The sequence below is a fragment of the Streptomyces sp. NPDC026659 genome, assembly GCF_040638245.1.
Taxonomy (GTDB): Bacteria; Actinomycetota; Actinomycetes; order Streptomycetales; family Streptomycetaceae; genus Streptomyces.
Genome location: NZ_JBEZXY010000003.1, coordinates 584229 through 602326, shown reverse-complemented (window position 1 = coordinate 602326; position 18098 = coordinate 584229). Strand labels below are relative to the sequence as shown.

Annotated in this window: 15 protein-coding genes; 1 reads left to right on the top strand and 14 read right to left on the bottom strand. The window is 73.1% G+C overall.

Going from position 1 to position 18098, the window contains the following annotated elements; translation table 11 throughout:
• Positions 1-68 precede the first annotated feature (68 nt).
• The 7 genes from topA to bldG all read right to left on the bottom strand — a co-directional run bounded on the left by topA (position 69) and on the right by bldG (position 9746).
• Complete coding sequence (topA, locus tag AB0E91_RS11690; RefSeq protein WP_361778808.1) at positions 69-2894, bottom strand: type I DNA topoisomerase; 2826 nt, start codon at positions 2892-2894, stop codon at positions 69-71.
• Positions 2895-3131: 237 nt separating this feature from the next.
• Complete coding sequence (locus tag AB0E91_RS11685) at positions 3132-3329, bottom strand: hypothetical protein (RefSeq protein ID WP_161182227.1); 198 nt, start codon at positions 3327-3329, stop codon at positions 3132-3134.
• Positions 3330-3639: 310 nt separating this feature from the next.
• Positions 3640-5169 (bottom strand): class I SAM-dependent methyltransferase, encoded by a 1530-nt coding sequence (locus AB0E91_RS11680; RefSeq protein ID WP_361778805.1) that lies wholly within the window; start codon positions 5167-5169, stop codon positions 3640-3642.
• Positions 5170-5277: 108 nt separating this feature from the next.
• Positions 5278-5871, bottom strand: a complete 594-nt coding sequence (locus AB0E91_RS11675; protein WP_361778802.1) for a small secreted protein — start codon at positions 5869-5871, stop codon at positions 5278-5280.
• 236 nt (positions 5872-6107) lie between these two features.
• Positions 6108-8516, bottom strand: a complete 2409-nt coding sequence (locus AB0E91_RS11670) for a sodium-translocating pyrophosphatase (RefSeq protein ID WP_361778799.1) — start codon at positions 8514-8516, stop codon at positions 6108-6110.
• 296 nt (positions 8517-8812) lie between these two features.
• A complete protein-coding gene (locus AB0E91_RS11665) occupies positions 8813-9250 on the bottom strand; it encodes an ATP-binding protein (protein ID WP_361778796.1) in 438 nt (145 codons plus the stop codon).
• 154 nt (positions 9251-9404) lie between these two features.
• The gene (gene bldG, locus AB0E91_RS11660) at positions 9405-9746 is read right to left on the bottom strand and encodes an anti-sigma factor antagonist BldG (protein ID WP_018547960.1); all 342 of its coding nucleotides are present in this window, start codon (positions 9744-9746) and stop codon (positions 9405-9407) included.
• 82 nt (positions 9747-9828) lie between these two features.
• Between bldG and AB0E91_RS11655 the strand changes: the two genes are divergently transcribed.
• Entirely contained in the window at positions 9829-12468 is a 2640-nt protein-coding gene (locus tag AB0E91_RS11655) for a DEAD/DEAH box helicase (protein ID WP_361778793.1), read from the top strand.
• Here AB0E91_RS11655 and AB0E91_RS11650 read toward each other — a convergent pair.
• From AB0E91_RS11650 to ssd, 7 genes are all read right to left on the bottom strand, one after another.
• Positions 12438-12908, bottom strand: coding sequence for an Rv3654c family TadE-like protein (locus AB0E91_RS11650; protein WP_361778790.1), 471 nt, complete (start codon positions 12906-12908; stop codon positions 12438-12440). The genes AB0E91_RS11655 and AB0E91_RS11650 overlap by 31 nt on opposite strands.
• Positions 12905-13243 (bottom strand): TadE family type IV pilus minor pilin, encoded by a 339-nt coding sequence (locus AB0E91_RS11645; protein WP_361779078.1) that lies wholly within the window; start codon positions 13241-13243, stop codon positions 12905-12907. Before AB0E91_RS11645 ends, AB0E91_RS11650 begins: the two co-directional genes overlap by 4 nt.
• A gap of 40 nt (positions 13244-13283) precedes the next feature.
• Positions 13284-13484: a DUF4244 domain-containing protein gene (locus AB0E91_RS11640; RefSeq protein ID WP_161182221.1), complete on the bottom strand. Its 201-nt coding sequence runs from the start codon at positions 13482-13484 to the stop codon at positions 13284-13286.
• Between the two features lie 74 nt (positions 13485-13558).
• Entirely contained in the window at positions 13559-14443 is an 885-nt protein-coding gene (locus AB0E91_RS11635; protein WP_361778786.1) for a type II secretion system F family protein, read from the bottom strand.
• Positions 14440-15315, bottom strand: a complete 876-nt coding sequence (locus AB0E91_RS11630; protein WP_361778783.1) for a type II secretion system F family protein — start codon at positions 15313-15315, stop codon at positions 14440-14442. Before AB0E91_RS11630 ends, AB0E91_RS11635 begins: the two co-directional genes overlap by 4 nt.
• Entirely contained in the window at positions 15308-16540 is a 1233-nt protein-coding gene (locus AB0E91_RS11625; RefSeq protein WP_361778780.1) for a TadA family conjugal transfer-associated ATPase, read from the bottom strand. The genes AB0E91_RS11630 and AB0E91_RS11625 overlap by 8 nt, the downstream gene beginning before the upstream one ends.
• Positions 16537-17643: a septum site-determining protein Ssd gene (gene ssd, locus AB0E91_RS11620; RefSeq protein WP_361778777.1), complete on the bottom strand. Its 1107-nt coding sequence runs from the start codon at positions 17641-17643 to the stop codon at positions 16537-16539. The genes AB0E91_RS11625 and ssd overlap by 4 nt, the downstream gene beginning before the upstream one ends.
• Between the last annotated feature and the right edge of the window lie 455 nt (positions 17644-18098).

The window sequence follows — 18098 nt, the reverse complement described above, 5'->3', positions numbered from 1 at the left end:
ACGCCCCGGCACCGCGGGCGGGCGGTACCGGGGCGTACGGGAAGCGTCCCGGAGGACTTTTCGGAGGCTCAGTCCTCCGTGCCCGAGGAGGCCGTCTTCTTGGCGGCCGCGGCGGTCTTCTTCGCCGGGGTCGTCTTCTTGGCGGTCGTCTTCTTCGCCGTCGTCTTCTTGGCGGCGGTCTTCTTCGCCGGGGCGGTCTTCTTCGCCGTCGTCTTCTTCGCCGCCGTCTTCTTGGCGGGGCCCTTGGCCCGCTTCTCGGCGAGCAGCTCGAAGCCGCGCTCGGGGGTGATCTCCTCCACACTGTCGCCGGAGCGCAGGGTGGCGTTGGTCTCCCCGTCGGTGACGTACGGCCCGAAGCGGCCGTCCTTGACCACGACCGGCTTGCCGGAGACCGGGTCGTCGCCCAGCTCCTTCAGCGGCGGCTTGGCCGCGGCCCGGCCGCGCTGCTTGGGCTGGGCGTAGATCGCCAGCGCCTCCTCCAGGGTGATCGTGAAGATCTGGTCCTCGGAGGTGAGCGAGCGCGAGTCCGTGCCCTTCTTCAGGTACGGGCCGTAGCGGCCGTTCTGCGCGGTGATCTCCACGCCCTCGGCGTCCGTGCCGACCACGCGGGGCAGCGACATCAGCCGGAGCGCCTCCTCCAGGGTGACCGTGTCGGGCGACATGGACTTGAAGAGGGAGGCCGTGCGCGGCTTGACCGCGTTCTTGCCGGTCTTCGGGGTGCCCTCGGGGAGCACCTCGGTGACGTAGGGGCCGTAGCGGCCGTCCTTGGCGATGATCTGGTGGCCGGTGACCGGGTCGGCGCCCAGCTCGAAGTCGCCGCTCGGCTTGGCCAGCAGCTCCTCGGCCAGTTCGACGGTCAGCTCGTCCGGCGCCAGGTCCTCGGGGACATCGGCGCGCTGGTGCTGCTCGGTGTCCTTCTCGCCGCGCTCGATGTACGGCCCGTAGCGGCCCACGCGCAGCACGATCCCGTCGCCCACCGGGAAGGACGACACCTCGCGGGCGTCGATCGCGCCGAGGTCGGTGACCAGTTCCTTGAGGCCGCCGAGGTGGTCGCCGTCGCCGTTGCCCGCGTCGGCGGCGGCACCGGAGTCCGCCAGGCCCTCGCCGAAGTAGAAGCGCTTGAGCCACGGCACCGACTGGGCCTCGCCGCGCGCGATGCGGTCGAGGTCGTCCTCCATGCGGGCGGTGAAGTCGTAGTCGACGAGCCGGCCGAAGTGCTTCTCCAGCAGGTTGACGACGGCGAAGGACAGGAAGGACGGCACCAGGGCCGTGCCCTTCTTGAAGACGTAGCCGCGGTCCAGGATCGTGCCGATGATCGACGCGTAGGTCGACGGGCGGCCGATCTCGCGCTCCTCCAGCTCCTTGACCAGGGACGCCTCGGTGTAGCGGGCCGGGGCCTTGGTGGCGTGGCCGTCGACCGTGATCTCGTCGGCGGCCAGCGGGTCGCCCTCGGAGACCTGGGGCAGCCGGCGCTCGCGGTCGTCCAGCTCGGCGTTCGGGTCGTCGGCGCCCTCGACGTACGCCTTGAGGAAGCCGTGGAAGGTGATCGTCTTGCCGGAGGCGCTGAACTCCACGTCCCGGCCGTCGGCGGAGGTGCCGCCGATCCTGACGGTGACGCTGTTGCCGACCGCGTCCTTCATCTGGGAGGCGACGGTGCGCTTCCAGATCAGCTCGTAGAGCCGGAACTGGTCGCCGGTCAGACCGGTCTCGGCGGGCGTGCGGAAGCGGTCGCCGGAGGGGCGGATCGCCTCGTGCGCCTCCTGGGCGTTCTTGACCTTGCCCGCGTAGGTGCGCGGCTGCGGCGGGAGGTAGTCGGCGCCGTAGAGGTGGGTGACCTGGGCGCGGGCGGCCGAGATGGCCGTCTCGCTCAGCGTCGTGGAGTCCGTACGCATGTACGTGATGTAGCCGTTCTCGTACAGCTTCTGGGCGACCTGCATGGTCGCCTTCGCGCCGAAGCCGAGCTTGCGGCTGGCCTCCTGCTGGAGCGTGGTCGTACGGAACGGGGCGTACGGCGAGCGGCGGTACGGCTTGGACTCGACCGAGCGCACCGCGAAGCGGGTGGTCTCCAGGGCGGCGGCGAGCGCGCGGGCGCCTCCCTCGTCCAGGTGGAGGGTGTTCGGGCTCTTGATCTGCCCGAGGGAGTCGAAGTCGCGGCCCTGGGCGACACGGCGGCCGTCCACGGACTGGAGCCGGGCGACCAGCGACGACGGGTCGGAGGGGTCACCGGCGCGGCCGGTGGCAAAGGTGCCGGTCAGGTCCCAGTACTCGGCGGAGCGGAAGGCGATGCGGTCGCGCTCGCGCTCGACGATGAGCCGGGTGGCCACCGACTGGACACGGCCCGCCGACAGCTTCGGCATGACCTTCTTCCACAGGACCGGCGAGACCTCGTAGCCGTAGAGGCGGTCGAGGATGCGGCGGGTCTCCTGGGCGTCGACCAGCTTCTTGTTCAGCTCGCGGGGGTTGGCGACGGCCTCGCGGATCGCGTCCTTGGTGATCTCGTGGAAGACCATCCGCTTGACGGGGATCTTCGGCTGGAGGACCTCCTGGAGGTGCCAGGCGATGGCCTCGCCCTCGCGGTCCTCATCGGTGGCGAGGAAGAGCTCGACGGAGTCCTTCATCAGGTCCCGGAGCTTCTTTACCTGTGCCTTCTTGTCCGCGTTGATGACATAGATCGGCGCGAAGTCGTGGTCCACGTCCACACCGAGGCGGCGGACCTCACCGGTGTACTTCTCCGGCACCTCCGCGGCGCCGCTGGGAAGGTCCCGGATGTGCCCGACGCTCGCCTCGACTACGTAGCCGGGGCCGAGGTAACCCTTGATCGTCTTCGCCTTGGCAGGCGACTCGACGATGACGAGTCGGCGGCCGCCCTGTGCGGTCTCGCTGGTCGGGGACAACTTCGCTCTTCTCTCCGGTCGACGCTGTGGCCTCCCCAGGGCCTGGGTCCCGGGGTCGCGGCGTGCTTCTGGCACGTGTGACGCTGCGGAGTGTGACGGTACATCCCGCCCCCGTGTCAAACGGGAAAAGCCCACAACGGCCACTCGAACGGTAACCCGACTACCGGTATTCCTGCCGCCCGGAGTGCCCGCCCGGTCCGCGGCCCGCGTCCGGAGCGCGACGTTCCGCCCCGGATCTCAGAGCCGGGTGAGGCAGTACGCGGCGAGCCCCAGCGCCACGGTTCCGCCGATCCCGGCGAGGCTCGCCGACAGGGTCTGCCCGACCCCCTGCGCCACCGGCCGCCCCTGCCGCAGCCGGACCCCGGTCCACCCCAGCAGACCGCCTCCGAACAGCGCGAACACCACTCCTGCGAACACCGCCGGACCGCTCTCCATACCCCGCCCGCCCCTCTCTTCCCGCCCCGTCCCGCTTCGGCGCGGGGAGCGTGCCACGGGCGATCGACAGGGGGGCGACATCCGGGTGAACGACAAGCTCCGCCCGGCCGGAACCCGGGTGGCGGAGCGTGTCTTTCCGGCCGTTCTCCAACCGTTCTCCGGCAGTTCTCCGGCGTGGCGTGGTGCCCGGGGCGTACGGCGAAGATCGGGTGGCGGTTACGCAGGCGCGGGGAGGGCGGGTACGGCAGCCGTACCCGCCCTCCCCGCGCCCGGCCGTCCGACAGGTCAGGGCACCCGGCCGTCCGACAGGTCAGGCGACCGGTTCGCCGACCGGCTCCAGGAAGCCCTGCTCCACCAGCAGCCGGATCTGGGCCGGGGTGCGGTCGCGCAGGGCCACCGGGTCCTCGCCGACCAGCTGGGCGATGGCGTCCAGGATGCGGCCCGCGCTCAGCGTGCCGTCGCAGACGCCCGCGAAGCCCGCGCCGATGGTGTCGACCTTGGTGGCGCGGCACATGCCCCGGTGCTGACGGAGCACCACATGCTCGGGGTCCTCGGCGCCGGGGAGCCCGACCTGCTCCTGGACCACCTCGGCGGCCAGCCTGAAGTGCCCCTCCAGCAGGGCCGCGTCGTCGTGCTCGCGCAGATGGGCGACGCGTTCGAAGTGCGCGCGGATCGCGTCGCCGAGGGGCTGTTCGACCGCGTGCGGCCACTCCTCCACGACGATGGACGGCTCGGCCGCCGCCGTCTTGCGCAGGGTGATCCAGCCGAAGCCGATCCCCTTGACCTTGCGCGCCTCGAACTCGTCGAGCCAGGCGTCGTACCGCGCCTGATACTCCGCCGGGTCCTCGCGGTGGTCCCCGGCGTCCCGCAGCCACAGCTCGGCGTACTGCGTGACGTCCTGCGTCTCGCGCTGCACGATCCACGCGTCGCAGCCGCGCGGCACCCACGACCTGAGCCGCTCCTGCCAGTCCTCCCCCTCCACGTGCTGCCAGTTGGCGAGGAACTGCGCGAACCCGCCCTCGTTCAGCCGGTCCCCCGCCTGCTGAACGAGCGTGCGGCACAGATCGTCCCCGCTCATCCCGCCGTCCCGGTAGGTGAGCCGGGCGCCGGGCGAGATGACGAACGGCGGGTTGGAGACGATCAGGTCGAACGTCTCGTCCTCCCGCACCGGTTCGAACAGCGAGCCCTCGCGCAGCTCGGCGGCGGGCGCGCCGGAGAGCGCGAGGGTGAGCGCGGTGATGTCCAGCGCGCGCGGGTTGAGGTCGGTGGCCGTCACGCGCGTGGCGTGCTGGGCGGCGTGCAGCGCCTGGATGCCGGAGCCGGTGCCGAGGTCCAGCGCGGAGCCGACGGGCGTGCGCACGGTGATCCCGGCCAGCGTCGTGGAGGCACCGCCGACACCGAGGACGACGTTCTCGGCGCGCTGTCCGATGCCGCCCGCGCCGCCGACCGCGCAGCCGAGGTCGGACACGATGAACCAGTCCTCGCCATCGGGACCGCCGTAGGGCCGTACGTCCACCGTCGCGGCCACCTCGTCGCCCACACGGCTGAGCCAGCCCGCGTCGACCGCGTCGTCGACGGGGAGGACGCCGGCCAGGCGCGCGGACGGCACGGGCTGCTGGAGCAGGAAGAGCCGCACCAGCGCCTCCAGCGGCGTGTCGCCGCGGGTCGCACGGAGCGCGGGCACGGTCTCGCTGCGGGCCAGCGCCGCGTACGCGGGGGCGCCGAGCAGGTCGAGCAGACCGTCGGCGGTGAAGGAGGCCGCGAGCAGGGCCTCGCGCAGCCGGGCGGTGGTGCCGGGGCGGTCGGCGGCGGGCAGGGGAGCGGAACCGGTGTCAGTCACGTCCCCATTGTGGCCCGCCGCGCCGAAGTGACCGGTGATGCCCGGCCGGGGCGGCCGGGCAGCGGGCGGGGCGGCTTCGTCGCCCGGCCCGGCCCGCGGTGCGCGCCGTCAGCCCGCCTGCGCGGGCGCCGACGAGGCCGAGGCCTTGCAGCTGGCCTGCTCGGCGATCGCCTCGCGGACGTCGCCCTGCTCCAGACGCTTGAGCGCCTCGGTGCCGCTGTCGCTCTGCTTGCCGATCGCCTTGGTGCGGTCGGCGACGTCGTGCAGCCCCTTGGCGAACTGGCCCTGGTCCTTGGTGTCCAGGTCGTCGACCTTCTTCTTCAGGTCGGCGTACGACGCGGAGAGGTCGTTGAGGTTCTTGACCGCGTCCTGCTGGCGCTTGGCGCCGTCCTCGACACCGGGGGGCGCACCGGCGCCGCTGATGGCGTCGGCGATCGCCTTGTAGCCCTCGGACATGTCCTGGAATGCCTGGGAGTACGTGTCCTTGGCATCCTTCGGCGCGAGGTCGCTGTCGGAGGCGATCTTGGCGATGGCCGCGTTCGCGGAGCTGATCTTCTTGTCCTGAGCGGGTACGGCGTCGCACACCGACTTGGCCCAGACCCCCAGCTTGGGGTCGGGTCCTTCGCTCTTGCCGCCGCATCCGGACAGCGCCACTATGAGTACCGCACCACCGGACAGCGCGGCCGCGAGCTTCTTGTTCACAGGATCGGTCCCTTCCCTGGCTCTCGGCCCCCGGAATCTACACGGCGGACCACACCCTCCCCCCGGCGTACGCCCCCTACGTCGTCTTTTGTCATGTTTCGCACCGCAGGAGAGAAGGCTCACGGCGTGCGGATGCCCACAGGAAAGGGGAGCGCGCCCTCCACACACGCGACGGGCGGGCGGTACGTCAGCACGCACCGCCCGCCCGTCCGTTGACCGGACCCTCCCTACGCCGCCTACGAAACGACCGCCGGGGGCGTCGAGTTGGATATCTCTCCCTCGTCCTCGTCGTCCCCGTCGCCCACCGCGATGCCGCGCCGCTTGGACACGTACACCGCGACGACGATCACCGCCAGCGCGAGCACCGCGACCACGATCCGTACGCCCGTGCTCCTGTCGGCGCCGTAGGAGAACTTGATCACCGCGGGCGCGATGAGCAGCGAGACGAGGTTCATGACCTTCAGCAGCGGGTTGATGGCCGGGCCCGCCGTGTCCTTGAACGGGTCGCCCACCGTGTCGCCGATCACCGTGGCCGCGTGGGCCTCGCTGCCCTTGCCGCCGTGGTGGCCGTCCTCGACGAGCTTCTTGGCGTTGTCCCACGCGCCGCCGGAGTTGGCGAGGAACACCGCCATGAGGGTGCCCGCGCCGATGGCGCCCGCGAGGTAGGCACCGAGCGCGCCGACGCCGAGGGTGAAGCCGATGAAGATCGGCGCCATGACGGCAAGGAGACCCGGCGTGGCCAGTTCCCGGAGGGCGTCCTTGGTGCAGATGTCGACGACCCTGCCGTACTCCGGTTTCTGCGTGAAGTTCATGATCCCGGGCTTCTCGCGGAACTGCCGCCGCACCTCGTAGACCACCGAACCGGCAGACCGGGACACGGCGCTGATGGCGAGTCCGGAGAAAAGGAAGACGACCGCCGCGCCCGCGATCAGGCCAACGAGGTTGTTGGGCTGGGAGATGTCCATGGACAGGGTCAGCGGCGCCCCCGGCCCGGTCAGCGTCTCTCCCACGTCCCGCACATTGGTGGTGATCGCGTCCCGGTACGACCCGAAGAGCGCCGCGGCCGCGAGGACGGCGGTGGCGATCGCGATGCCCTTGGTGATCGCCTTGGTGGTGTTGCCGACCGCGTCCAGGTCGGTGAGCACCTGCGCGCCGGCGCCCTCGACGTCGCCGGACATCTCGGCGATGCCCTGCGCGTTGTCGGAGACCGGCCCGAAGGTGTCCATGGCGACGATCACGCCGACCGTGGTGAGGAGCCCGGTGCCCGCCAGCGCCACCGCGAACAGCGCGAGCATGATCGACGTACCGCCGAGCAGGAACGCGCCGTACACGCTGAGCGCGATCAGCAACGCGGTGTACACCGCCGATTCCAGGCCGATGGAGATGCCGGACAGCACGACGGTGGCCGGACCGGTGAGCGAGGTCTTGCCGATGTCGCGGACCGGGCGGCGGGTGGTCTCGGTGAAGTAGCCGGTGAGCTGCTGGATGACGGCGGCGAGCAGGATGCCGATGGCCACCGCGACCACCGCGAGGACGCGCGGGTCGCCGTCCTTGGCGAGGATCGCGGCGTCCGTGACGCCCTTCAGGTCCGCGTAGCGGGAGGGGAGATAGGTGAAGACGGCGACGGCGACGAGCGCGAGGGAGATCACCGCCGAGATGAAGAAGCCCCGGTTGATCGCGCTCATGCCGCTGCGGTCGGCACGGCGCGGGGCGACCGCGAAGATGCCGATCATGGCGGTGACCACGCCGATGGCGGGCACCAGCAGCGGGAAGGCGAGGCCCGCGTCGCCGAAGGCGGTCTTGCCGAGGATCAGCGCGGCGACCAGGGTGACGGCGTAGGACTCGAACAGGTCGGCCGCCATGCCCGCGCAGTCGCCGACGTTGTCGCCCACGTTGTCCGCGATGGTCGCGGCGTTGCGGGGGTCGTCCTCCGGGATGCCCTGCTCGACCTTGCCGACCAGGTCGGCGCCCACGTCGGCGGCCTTGGTGAAGATGCCGCCGCCCACACGCATGAACATGGCGATGAGCGCGGCCCCGAGGCCGAAGCCCTCCAGCACCTTGGGCGCGTCGGCCGCGTACACCAGCACCACGCAGGAGGCGCCGAGCAGGCCGAGCCCGACGGTGAACATGCCGACGACACCGCCCGTGCGAAATGCGATCTTCATCGCCGTGTGCGACACGACGGTGAGATCTTCTTCCGGTTCGCCCCGCGCGGGAGTCGCCCGCCGCGCGGCCGCGGCGACACGCACATTGCTGCGGACGGCGAGCCACATGCCGATATAACCGGTGGCCGCCGAGAACACCGCGCCGATCAGGAAGAACACGGATCGTCCGGCCCGCTGATTCCAGTCGTCGGCGGGCAGCAGCAGAAGCAGGAAGAAGACGACCACGGCGAATACACCGAGTGTGCGCAACTGCCGCGCGAGATACGCCTTGGCACCTTCCTGGACCGCCTCCGCGATCTCTTTCATCGAGTCGGTGCCCTCGTCGTGCGCCAGCACCTGGCGCACCAGGACGCCCGCGACCACGAGCGCGGCCACGGCGACGGCCGCGATCACCGCGACCATGATCCGGTTGTCGTCGGTCAGGACCGCTGCCGCGAGGGGTATGGAGTGATCCGGCTGAGGGAGGGAAAGCCCCGCCATTCGTCCTCCTTGAGGCTTGGGCTGAGCTCGTAATGATCAGCACAGGGCACGGTAAACAGAATTGCCCGGCACATGGTCTTTAGCAAATGATCCGGACCGGAACAAGGACCGAGAACCCGAACGGCGTAATAGCGCTGAGGCATTTCCGGGGACGTTCCGCCAGTGTTCCGGTGGATGATTTCCTTGATCGGAATTATTCGTGAAGTCCTTCACGAATTCCGGGGCGACGGGAGGCAGCACAAAGGGCCCTGCTCGGCAGGGCCCTGAGGGGTGATGCGTGTGCTGCGGGGGGGGGATCAGAGGAGCGGGGTGACCGGGGGCACCGTCGGCCAGGACATGCGGATCAGACCGCCGTCCGCGCCCGTGGTGACCTTGACGTCGTCCACCAGTCCGCTGATGACCGCGAGGCCCATCTCGTCCTCCTCGGCCTCCACGTCCGCGTCGGACGCGGGTCCGCCCGCCACCCGTTCGACGGCGACCGGATGCGGGGCCTCGTCGCCGACCTCGATGGAGAACAGCTTCTCCTCCTCGATCAGCGCGACCTTCACCGGCGCGGTGATGCCACCGCTCTGGTGCAGCCCGACGGCGCGGGAGCAGGCCTCGCCCACGGCGAGCCGGACCTCGTCCAGCACGGCCTCGTCCACTCCGGCCCGGCGCGCCACCGCCGCCGCCACCAGACGGGCGGTACGGACGTGTTCGGGCAGTGCGCTGAAGCGGAGTTCGACGGTGGCCATGCATCCCCCTCGCGACTACGGGCGTGCGATACGGGGGCGGGGCAGCCGAAAGCCCGCACCCCACGCTGTACTTCTGCGCCCCGGCACACGGCACGGAGCAGGACCGGCCGGGGTCCGGGCCGCGCGGGGCCCGGACTCGGCGAACGGTCCGGAATCAGTCGGTGGCCTCCACCGCTTCCTCGACCGAGGTGTGAATCGGGAACACCTTGGTGAGGCCGGTGATGCGGAAGATCTTCAGGATGCGCTCCTGGTTGCACACCAGGCGCAGCGAGCCCTCGTGGGCACGCACCCGCTTCAGGCCGCCGACCAGCACGCCGAGCCCGGTGGAGTCGAGGAAGTCCACGCCCTCCATGTCGACGACGAGGTGGAAATTCCCGTCGTTCACCAGCTCGACCAGCTGCTCGCGCAGCTTGGGCGCGGTATACACATCGATTTCGCCACCGACCTCGACGACCGTGCGATCGCCGACGGTACGGGTCGACAGGGACAGGTCCACGGAACCTCCAGCACCTTGCTATCGAGCGGTCGTCCCTCGGGACATCTCGGCCTGCGGCCCCCGGGACGCAACGCCAGCCGCGATGGCATTCAATCACTTACCGGCAGTTGTGCACGACGCCTTGGCTCCATTGTCCGTCAAGCCGGTGACACACTCGGTGCCGATGGCCAAGAATCACCGACCCGACCGAACCCAGCCGGACCCGGCGTCCCACCCGTCCCCGGGGGCGGTCCTCAGCCGACTCGCCTCCGGCCCGAGCAGATCCGCGCGCATCACTCATACGGAGCACTTGCCCCCGCGCGCGGGCCGCCATGCCGTCTGGCCGGACCGGATTCGCCCCGAGGTCGTCGCAGCCGTCGAGGCGTGCGGGATCGAGCACCCGTGGGCCCACCAGGCACTCGCCGCCGAGCACGCGCTGGACGGCGATTCGGTGGTCGTCGCCACCGGCACCGCCTCCGGCAAGTCCCTCGCCTATCTCGTCCCGGTGCTCTCCGCGCTCCTCGACGGCTCCGAGGCGCCGAACGGCCGGGGCGCGACCGCCCTGTACCTCTCCCCCACCAAGGCGCTGGCCGCCGACCAGTGCCGCGCGGTGCGCGAACTCGCCCGTCCGCTCGGCACGGCGGTGCGCGCGGCCGTCTACGACGGCGACACCCCCTTCGAGGAACGCGAGTGGGTCCGCCAGCACGCGAACTACGTGCTGACCAACCCCGACATGCTCCACCGGGGCATCCTGCCCGCCCACCCCCGCTGGTCCTCCTTCCTGAAGTCGCTCAAGTACGTCGTCATCGACGAGTGCCACACCTACCGGGGCGTCTTCGGCTCGCACGTCGCGCAGGTGCTGCGACGGCTGCGCCGGCTGTGCGCCCGCTACGGCTCCTCCCCCGTCTTCCTGCTCGCCTCCGCCACCGCCGCCGAGCCCGCCGTCTCCGCCGGCCGGCTGACCGGGCTGCCGGTGGTCGAGGTCGCCGACGACGCCTCCCCACGCGGCGAACTCGTCTTCGCCCTCTGGGAGCCCCCGCTCACCGAACTGCACGGCGAGAAGGGCGCCCCCGTACGGCGCACCGCCACCGCCGAGACGGCCGACCTGCTGACCGACCTCGCCGTCCAGGGCGTGCGCTCGGTCGCCTTCGTACGCTCCCGGCGCGGCGCCGAGCTGATCTCGGTCATCGCCCAGGAACGGCTGGCCGAGGTCGACCGCTCGCTGGCCCGGCGCGTCGCCGCCTACCGGGGCGGCTACCTCCCCGAGGAACGCCGGGCCCTGGAACGCGCCCTGCACTCCGGCGAACTCCTCGGCCTCGCCGCCACGACCGCCCTGGAGCTGGGCGTGGACGTCTCAGGGCTGGACGCGGTGGTCATCGCGGGCTACCCGGGCACCCGGGCCTCCCTGTGGCAGCAGGCGGGCCGCGCGGGCCGGGCCGGACAGGGCGCGCTCGCGGTGCTGGTCGCCCGCGACGACCCGCTGGACACCTACCTCGTCCACCATCCCGAGGCCCTCTTCGACCGTCCGGTGGAATCCACGGTCCTGGACCCCGACAACCCCTACGTCCTCGCCCCGCACCTGTGCGCCGCCGCCGCCGAGATCCCGCTCACCGAGGCCGACCTCGACCTGTTCGGCCCCGCGACCGCCGAGCTGCTGCCCCAGCTGGAGGCCGCGAAGCTGCTGCGCCGCCGCACCCGCGCCTGGCACTGGACGCGCCGCGAGCGCGCCGCCGACCTGACCGACATCCGCGGCGAGGGCGGACCCCCGGTGCAGGTCGTGGAGGAGGGCACCGGGCACCTGCTCGGCACGGTGGACGCGAGCTCCGCGCACTCCACCGTCCACGAGGGCGCCGTCCACCTCCACCAGGGCCGCACCTATCTGGTGCGCTCCCTCGACCTGAAGCACTCCGTCGCCCTGGTGGAGCGGGCCGACCCGCCCTACTCCACCGTCGCCCGCGACACCACCTCGATCTCCGTCCTGGAGACGGACACCGAGATCCCGTGGGGTGCCGGGCGCCTGTGCTACGGCTCCGTCGAGGTCACCAACCAAGTCGTCTCCTTCCTGCGCCGACGCCTGATCACCGGTGAGGTGCTCGGCGAGACCAAACTGGACCTCCCTCCTCGTACGCTGCGCACCCGCGCGGTGTGGTGGACGGTCACCGAGGACCAGCTCGACGAGGCCCGCATCAGCCCCGAGATCCTCGGTGGCGCCCTGCACGCCGCCGAACACGCCTCGATCGGCATGCTGCCCCTCTTCGCCACCTGCGACCGCTGGGACATCGGCGGTGTCTCCGTCCCGCTCCACCCCGACACCCTGCTGCCGACCGTCTTCGTCTACGACGGCCACCCCGGCGGGGCCGGCTTCGCCGAACGCGCCTTCCACACCGCCCGCTCCTGGCTCACCGCCACCCGCGAGGCCATCGCCTCCTGCGAGTGCGACGCGGGCTGCCCCTCCTGCATCCAGTCCCCCAAGTGCGGCAACGGCAACGACCCACTGCACAAGCGGGGGGCGGTGCGGTTGTTGGGGGTTCTGCTGCGGGGGGCGGCGGAGGCGGAGGGCGCCGGGACGGAAGGGGCCGGGCCGGAGCAGGCCGAGGCGGAAGGCGCCGGGACGGAGGAGGGCGGGGCAAACGGAGCCGCGGTGGAGGAGACCGGGGCGAGCGGCGCCGAGGCGGAGGGTGCGGAGGCGAGCGGTGCCGAGAAGTCCGGCCCTCAGCCGGGAGGGGAGCGCGTCGGCGAGTGAAGGGGTGGCGAGGCAGGAGCCTCGGGGTCCGACACCGGACCGGCCGTACCCGCCGGACTCACCGGCCCCGGCGGCCCCGCCGGACCCGCCGGACCCGCCCTGGACCTGACCTCCGCCGTGAACGGTCCCCGTCCCACGCCCGCGCTCACGTCCGAGACCTCCCCGGAGATCACGCACCGCACGAGCCGCGCGCCCTGTGCCGTGGCCACCCGTTCGGCCCGGGCGCACGCGGCCGCGCCGCCCTCGGCCCAGTGGTCCGCCGCCGCGAGCGCCGCGAGGTCCGCCGCGCCGGCCGCGCGGTGCCGGACGGCGACGGCGTGCCCGAGGGCGAGCACCGCGCCGAACACCACGCACAGCACCGCGACGGCCCCGAGGCTCCAGACAGTCGCGGAACCCTGGTCTCCCCGGCCCCGACGGGCCGTGGAGTCCCGGTACCTCATCGCCCACCTCCTTCCCGAGCCGGAGCCTCACCCGCACCGGCGCCCTCCTCCGCATCGGCCACCGCCTCCTCCCGTACGTCGAACGGCAACCCGCTCAGCACCGGTGGTCTGGCCACCACGGTCACCCTGACCCGGCCGTCCTCGCGGCCGACGCTCACCTCGGCGCCCTCCGGCGCCGTCTCGCGGGCCACCCGCAGCACCGCGTCCTCGGGGTCCTGCCGGGCGGCGGCCCGGGCGCCCGCGCGGGCGGCGTCCACGCACCGGATCTGGGCGGCGACCACGAGCAGCCCCCAGACCAGTGCCATGACGAACGCCACCAGCACGGACAGCGCCATGGCCGCCTCGGCGGTCACGAACCCCCGGTCCCCGCGCGGCTCATGTGTGCGCACTGAGCGCCCGTTTCACGATGCCCTGGAGCTCCGCCTTGACCTCCCCGCTGGTGACGACCTCGTAGAGGAGCAGCGCGAATCCGACCGCCGCGATGATCCCCATGGCGTACTCGGAGGTCACCATTCCGGCGTCCTCGCGGCACCGCTCCCGCAGCCGCCGCCACACAAGTCCTGCCTTCTGTCGCATCTCAAGTCCCTTTCGTCTCCATCGGATTCAGTTCTGTCTGCCGTGGGAGTCACCCGCTCCCGGCGTACCGCTTCTCAATGACCACCCCCTCCCAGCACCCCGCCCGCCAGCCCGATCACCACGGGCAGCACGCCGATGGCGATGAAGGCGGGCAGGAAGCACAGCCCCACGGGCGCGGAGATCAGCACGGCCGCCCGGCGGGCCCGGGTCGTGGCGGCGCGGGCCGACTCCGCCCGTGCGTCCGAGGCGAGCCGGGCCGCCGGGGCCGCCGCGGGCAGACCCGACTCGGACGCCCGCTCCAGCAGCCGGGCCAGCGGTCCCGCGCCGGGCAGCGCGGTCAACCTCCGCCAGGCGCCCGCCGGTTCACCGCCGAGCCGCACCTCGGCCGCACCCCGCGCCAGCGCGTCCCCGACGGGCCCGCCGAGGGCGTCCCCGACCGCCTGCGCGGCGACCACGGGCTCCGCTCCGGCCGCGACGCAGGCCGCCAGCAACTCTGCCGCGAGGGGGAGTTGGCGGGCAGCGGCCGCCGTGTCGACCGTCTCGGCAGATTGCCGGGCACCGCTCTCGCGGCGCCACCGCCACAGCCCGGCCGCGACGCCGAGCCCCACGAGGAGGCCCGTGACCCCGCCGACCAGGACCCACGCCCCGCAGGCCGCTCCGGCGAGGGGCAGCCACGGCCGTACGGCTCCCGCCAGTCCGGCGGCGGTGGTTCCGGGACCGGAGGGCGGAGGACCGGAGGGCGGAGGACCGGGAGCGGCGCACCCTCGGCCGAACACCGGCACAGCCGGCAGCCCGGCCGCCGTCGTTCGCCTGCCACCCGCGGGCACCCCCAGCAGGCCCGCCGCCCGACGTCTCTCCCTCCGCCCCCGCCGGGCCGAATCCACCCGCCGCACCATCCACGCCAGGACCGGCACCACGAGCACCGTCACCCCCAGCCTGTGGACGAATTCCCCGTTCATGTCGTCTCGGCTCCCCGCACGATCCGGCTGGACCACCAGACCCCGGCCGCCTCGAACAGCGCCCCGGCCGCCAGGCATCCGAGTCCGGCCCCGGTGTGCAGCAGTACGCGCAGCGGGTGGGCGCCCATGGCGGCGCCGAGCAGCAGCCCGAGCACGGGGAGCGCGGCCAGCAGCAGGGCGGTGGCGCGGGCGCCGGACAACTGGGCGCGGAGGTCTGCCCGTTGGCCGTGTTCGGCGCGCAGGGCGCCGTCCAGCCGGTCGAGACCGTCGGCGAGCCCCGCGCCCTGGTCCACGGCGACCCGCCAGCACGCGGCGAGTCCCAGCAGGCCCTCGGCACCCGGACGTCGTGCCGCGAGGGCGAGGGCGCCCGGCACGTCCCCGCCGAAGCGGGCGGCGGCGACCACCGCGGCCTGTGCCTCGCCCAGGCCGCCGCAGTCCCGTTCGGCCCGCAGCAGCGCCTCGCCGGGCTGCCGTCCCGCGCGCACCTCCCCGGCCAGCGCCCCGCACAGGGCGATCACCGCCTCCGCCCGGCGTTCCTCGGTCCGCCGGGCCTGCCGGGCGATCCGCAGCCGGCGCAGCAGCGGCACCCCGGCGGCCCCCGCGACCACCGGAATCACCGAGGTGCCCAGGAGCGTCAGGAGCAGCCCGGCCGCGAGCGACCACCACTCGGCTCCCAACCTGCCGGTCAGTCGCCGCAGTTCGGCCGTCACCCGCTCCCCGGAAGGCGGCCCGGTCGCCACGGCTCCGCCGCCCGCCAGCAGCAACCGAGCCCTGCGCACGCCCTGTTGCCGTGTGCGGTACAGCCATCCGATGGCGCCTAGACACACCAGCGCAGCGCTCGTGCCCAGTTCGCCCATGCCGACCTCAGCCATCGCCACCGCTCCTCTCGCCACGACCGCTCACGCGGTCCTCGACTCCCTGGGCGCGCGTGCCGCCCAACAGCTCCCGCAGCCGCCCCCACCCCCGCTCGGCGACGAACGCCCGCTCGCCCCAGCGCAGCGCGGGTACCGTCCGCACCAGCCCGGAGGCGTCCCGCTCCAGGACGTGCACCTCGGCGATCCGGCGCCGTCCGGTCCGGTCGCGCACAAGGTGGAGCACGACCGACAGGGCGGCCGCCAACTGGCTGTGCAGCGCGGCCCGGTCGAGCCCGGCCGCCGTACCCAGCGCCTCAAGCCGGGCCGGTACGTCGCCCGCCGCGTTGGCGTGCACGGTGCCGCAGCCGCCCTCGTGGCCCGTGTTGAGCGCGGCCAGCAGATGCACCACCTCGGGGCCGCGCACCTCCCCGACGACCAGCCGGTCGGGCCGCATCCGCAGCGCCTGCCGGACCAGGTCCTCCAGCGTGACCAGACCGGCGCCCTCCTGGTTGGCGGGCCGGGTCTCCAGCCGTACGACGTGGGGATGGTCGGGTCTCAGCTCGGCCGAGTCCTCCGCGAGCACGATGCGCTCTCCGGGTCCGACCAGGCCGAGCAGCGCGCTCAGGAGGGTCGTCTTGCCGGTGCCGGTCCCCCCGCTGATCAGAAAGCTCAGCCGGGCGTCCAGCAGGGCGCGCAGGAGCCGGTCGCCGGCGGGCGGCAGGGTGCCCGCGCGGGCCAGTTCGGCGAGGGTGAAGGCACGGGGCCGTACGACGCGCAGGGAGAGGCAGGTGCAGCCGACGGCCACCGGGGGCAGCACGGCGTGCAGCCGGGTGCCGTCGGGCAGCCGGGCGTCCGCCCAGGGCCGCGCGTCGTCCAGGCGCCGCCCGGCGACGGCGGCGAGCCGCTGCGCGAGACGTCGTACCGCCGCGGGGTCGGGGAAGGTCACCCGGGTCAGCTCCAGGCCGCCGCCCCGGTCCACCCACACCCGGTCCGGTGCGGTCACCAGGACGTCGGTGACGGCGGGGTCCGCGAGCAGCGGTTCCAGGGGGCCGGAGCCGACGAGTTCGGAGCGCAGATGCTCGGCCGCGCCGAGGACCTCGGCGTCGCCCAGGACCCGGCCCTGTTCGCGCAGCGCCTGGGCGACCCGGGCCGGGGTGGGTTCGGCGCCGCTCTCGGCCAGGCGGCGCCGGACGCCGTCGAGCAGGGCCGCGCCGTCGGCCCGGTCGAGTCCGGGGAGGGTCATCGGGGGCCTCCCGTCTCGGCCAGGGCCTGCTCCCAGAAGGCGGTGCAGAAGCGGGCCAGCGGGCCGCGTCCGGTCGCGCCGGGCGGCTTGGCGGTACCGCGCGGCCGTGCCAGCACGGACTCGAAGGGGACGGTGCCGGCGAGGGGGAGGTCGAGCAGCCGGGCCACCTCGCGGTCGTCGAGCCCGGGCGCGCCCGGCCCGCGCACCGCCACGCGCAGGTCGCGCACGACCATGCCGACGGCGGAGGCGACTCGGCCCGCGGCGGCCATGGCGCGCAGTTCGGCGGGGACGACGAGCAGAGCCAGGTCGAGCTGGGCGAGGACTTCCGCGACCCCGTCGTCCAGGCGGCGCGGGAGGTCGACGACGACCGTGCCGCCGCGCCGCCGGGCGGCGGCGAGCACCGCGCGGACGGCCTGGGGCGGGACGGCCACGCAGTCGCCCCGGTCCCAGCTGAGCACCCGCAGGGCGTGCAGTTCGGGCAGGGACTCCTCCAGGGCGCCGCCGCCGACCCGGCCGCGCGAGGCGGCGAAGGCGGGCCAGCGCAGGCCCTCGGCGCTCTCGCCGCCGAGGAGCACGTCGAGTCCGCCGCCCAGCGGATCGGCGTCCACCAGGAGGGTGCGCACCCCCTCGCGGGCGGAGGTGACGGCGAGGGCGCAGGCGAGGGTGGAGGCCCCGGCGCCGCCCCGGCCGCCGATGACCCCGACGGTGAGGGCGGGGCGGCCGACTCCTTCGGCCACGTCGGCGATGCGGTCGACGAGCCACTGCTCGCCGTCGGGCAGCATCAGGACATGGTCGGCGCCGATCTCGACGGCGCGTTTCCACACGTCGGGGTCGTCCTGGTCGCGGCCCACCAGCACCACTCCTCTGCGGCGCGCGGCCCCGCGCACACGGCGGGCGGCGTCGTCCCCGACGAGCACGAGCGGGGCCGCCGACCAGCCGCCGCCGTGGTCCGGGACGCCGTGGTGGACCTCGGGTGTGGCACCCGCCGCCGCGCACAGGCGCAGCAGGTCGTCCAGGAGCAGGGCGTCCTCGGTGACGATGAGCGGGCGGGCCGCCCGGTCTCCGGCGGTCGGCGGCGGATCGTGGGTGACGATTCCGGTCATGGCGGATTCCCTTTCGCTGCGTGGTGCGCGCGGTCCCCTCGGGCCACGCGATTCCCCAAGTTGTGGAGAACCGGTAAAGGTCTCCATATGAACGGCCGATAGGAACCGGCCATACGCGCCCCCGGCATTGCGATCAGGCCATCGAGCGGCCCGCTCCGGAGCGCGGTGGAATCACGATGCGGCGAACCCGAAAATGATGTGGATCTTGATCGAAAACTGTGGATGCCGAAGGGCCTGTGAATATCTCCGTCACTCAAACCAGTGACGCGCACACGGTTCGTGTACGACTTCCACAGAGCACCCCGATGATTACCGTACGTAATCAATCATGGGCATGACGAAACGGCGGCCGACCATCGGCCGCCACCGGGTTCACACCGGAAGAGGAAGGAGAAACCCCACTTGGACATGCGACGACCCCCGCCGGGGGGGAGAGCGGGGGTCGTCCCCACGGT

What these genes read in the sequence shown, in the direction of transcription:
- AB0E91_RS11685 (WP_161182227.1), bottom strand. Translation starts at nt 3,329, where the DNA reads ATGGAGAGCGGTCCGGCGGTGTTCGCAGGAGTGGTGTTCGCGCTGTTC.
- AB0E91_RS11670 (WP_361778799.1), bottom strand. Translation starts at nt 8,516, where the DNA reads ATGGCGGGGCTTTCCCTCCCTCAGCCGGATCACTCCATACCCCTCGCG.
- AB0E91_RS11665 (WP_361778796.1), bottom strand. Translation starts at nt 9,250, where the DNA reads ATGGCCACCGTCGAACTCCGCTTCAGCGCACTGCCCGAACACGTCCGT.
- AB0E91_RS11655 (WP_361778793.1), top strand. Translation starts at nt 9,829, where the DNA reads ATGGCATTCAATCACTTACCGGCAGTTGTGCACGACGCCTTGGCTCCA.
- AB0E91_RS11650 (WP_361778790.1), bottom strand. Translation starts at nt 12,908, where the DNA reads ATGAGGTACCGGGACTCCACGGCCCGTCGGGGCCGGGGAGACCAGGGT.
- AB0E91_RS11645 (WP_361779078.1), bottom strand. Translation starts at nt 13,243, where the DNA reads ATGGCGCTGTCCGTGCTGGTGGCGTTCGTCATGGCACTGGTCTGGGGG.
- AB0E91_RS11640 (WP_161182221.1), bottom strand. Translation starts at nt 13,484, where the DNA reads ATGCGACAGAAGGCAGGACTTGTGTGGCGGCGGCTGCGGGAGCGGTGC.
- AB0E91_RS11635 (WP_361778786.1), bottom strand. Translation starts at nt 14,443, where the DNA reads ATGAACGGGGAATTCGTCCACAGGCTGGGGGTGACGGTGCTCGTGGTG.
- AB0E91_RS11630 (WP_361778783.1), bottom strand. Translation starts at nt 15,315, where the DNA reads ATGGCTGAGGTCGGCATGGGCGAACTGGGCACGAGCGCTGCGCTGGTG.
- AB0E91_RS11625 (WP_361778780.1), bottom strand. Translation starts at nt 16,540, where the DNA reads ATGACCCTCCCCGGACTCGACCGGGCCGACGGCGCGGCCCTGCTCGAC.
- ssd (WP_361778777.1), bottom strand. Translation starts at nt 17,643, where the DNA reads ATGACCGGAATCGTCACCCACGATCCGCCGCCGACCGCCGGAGACCGG.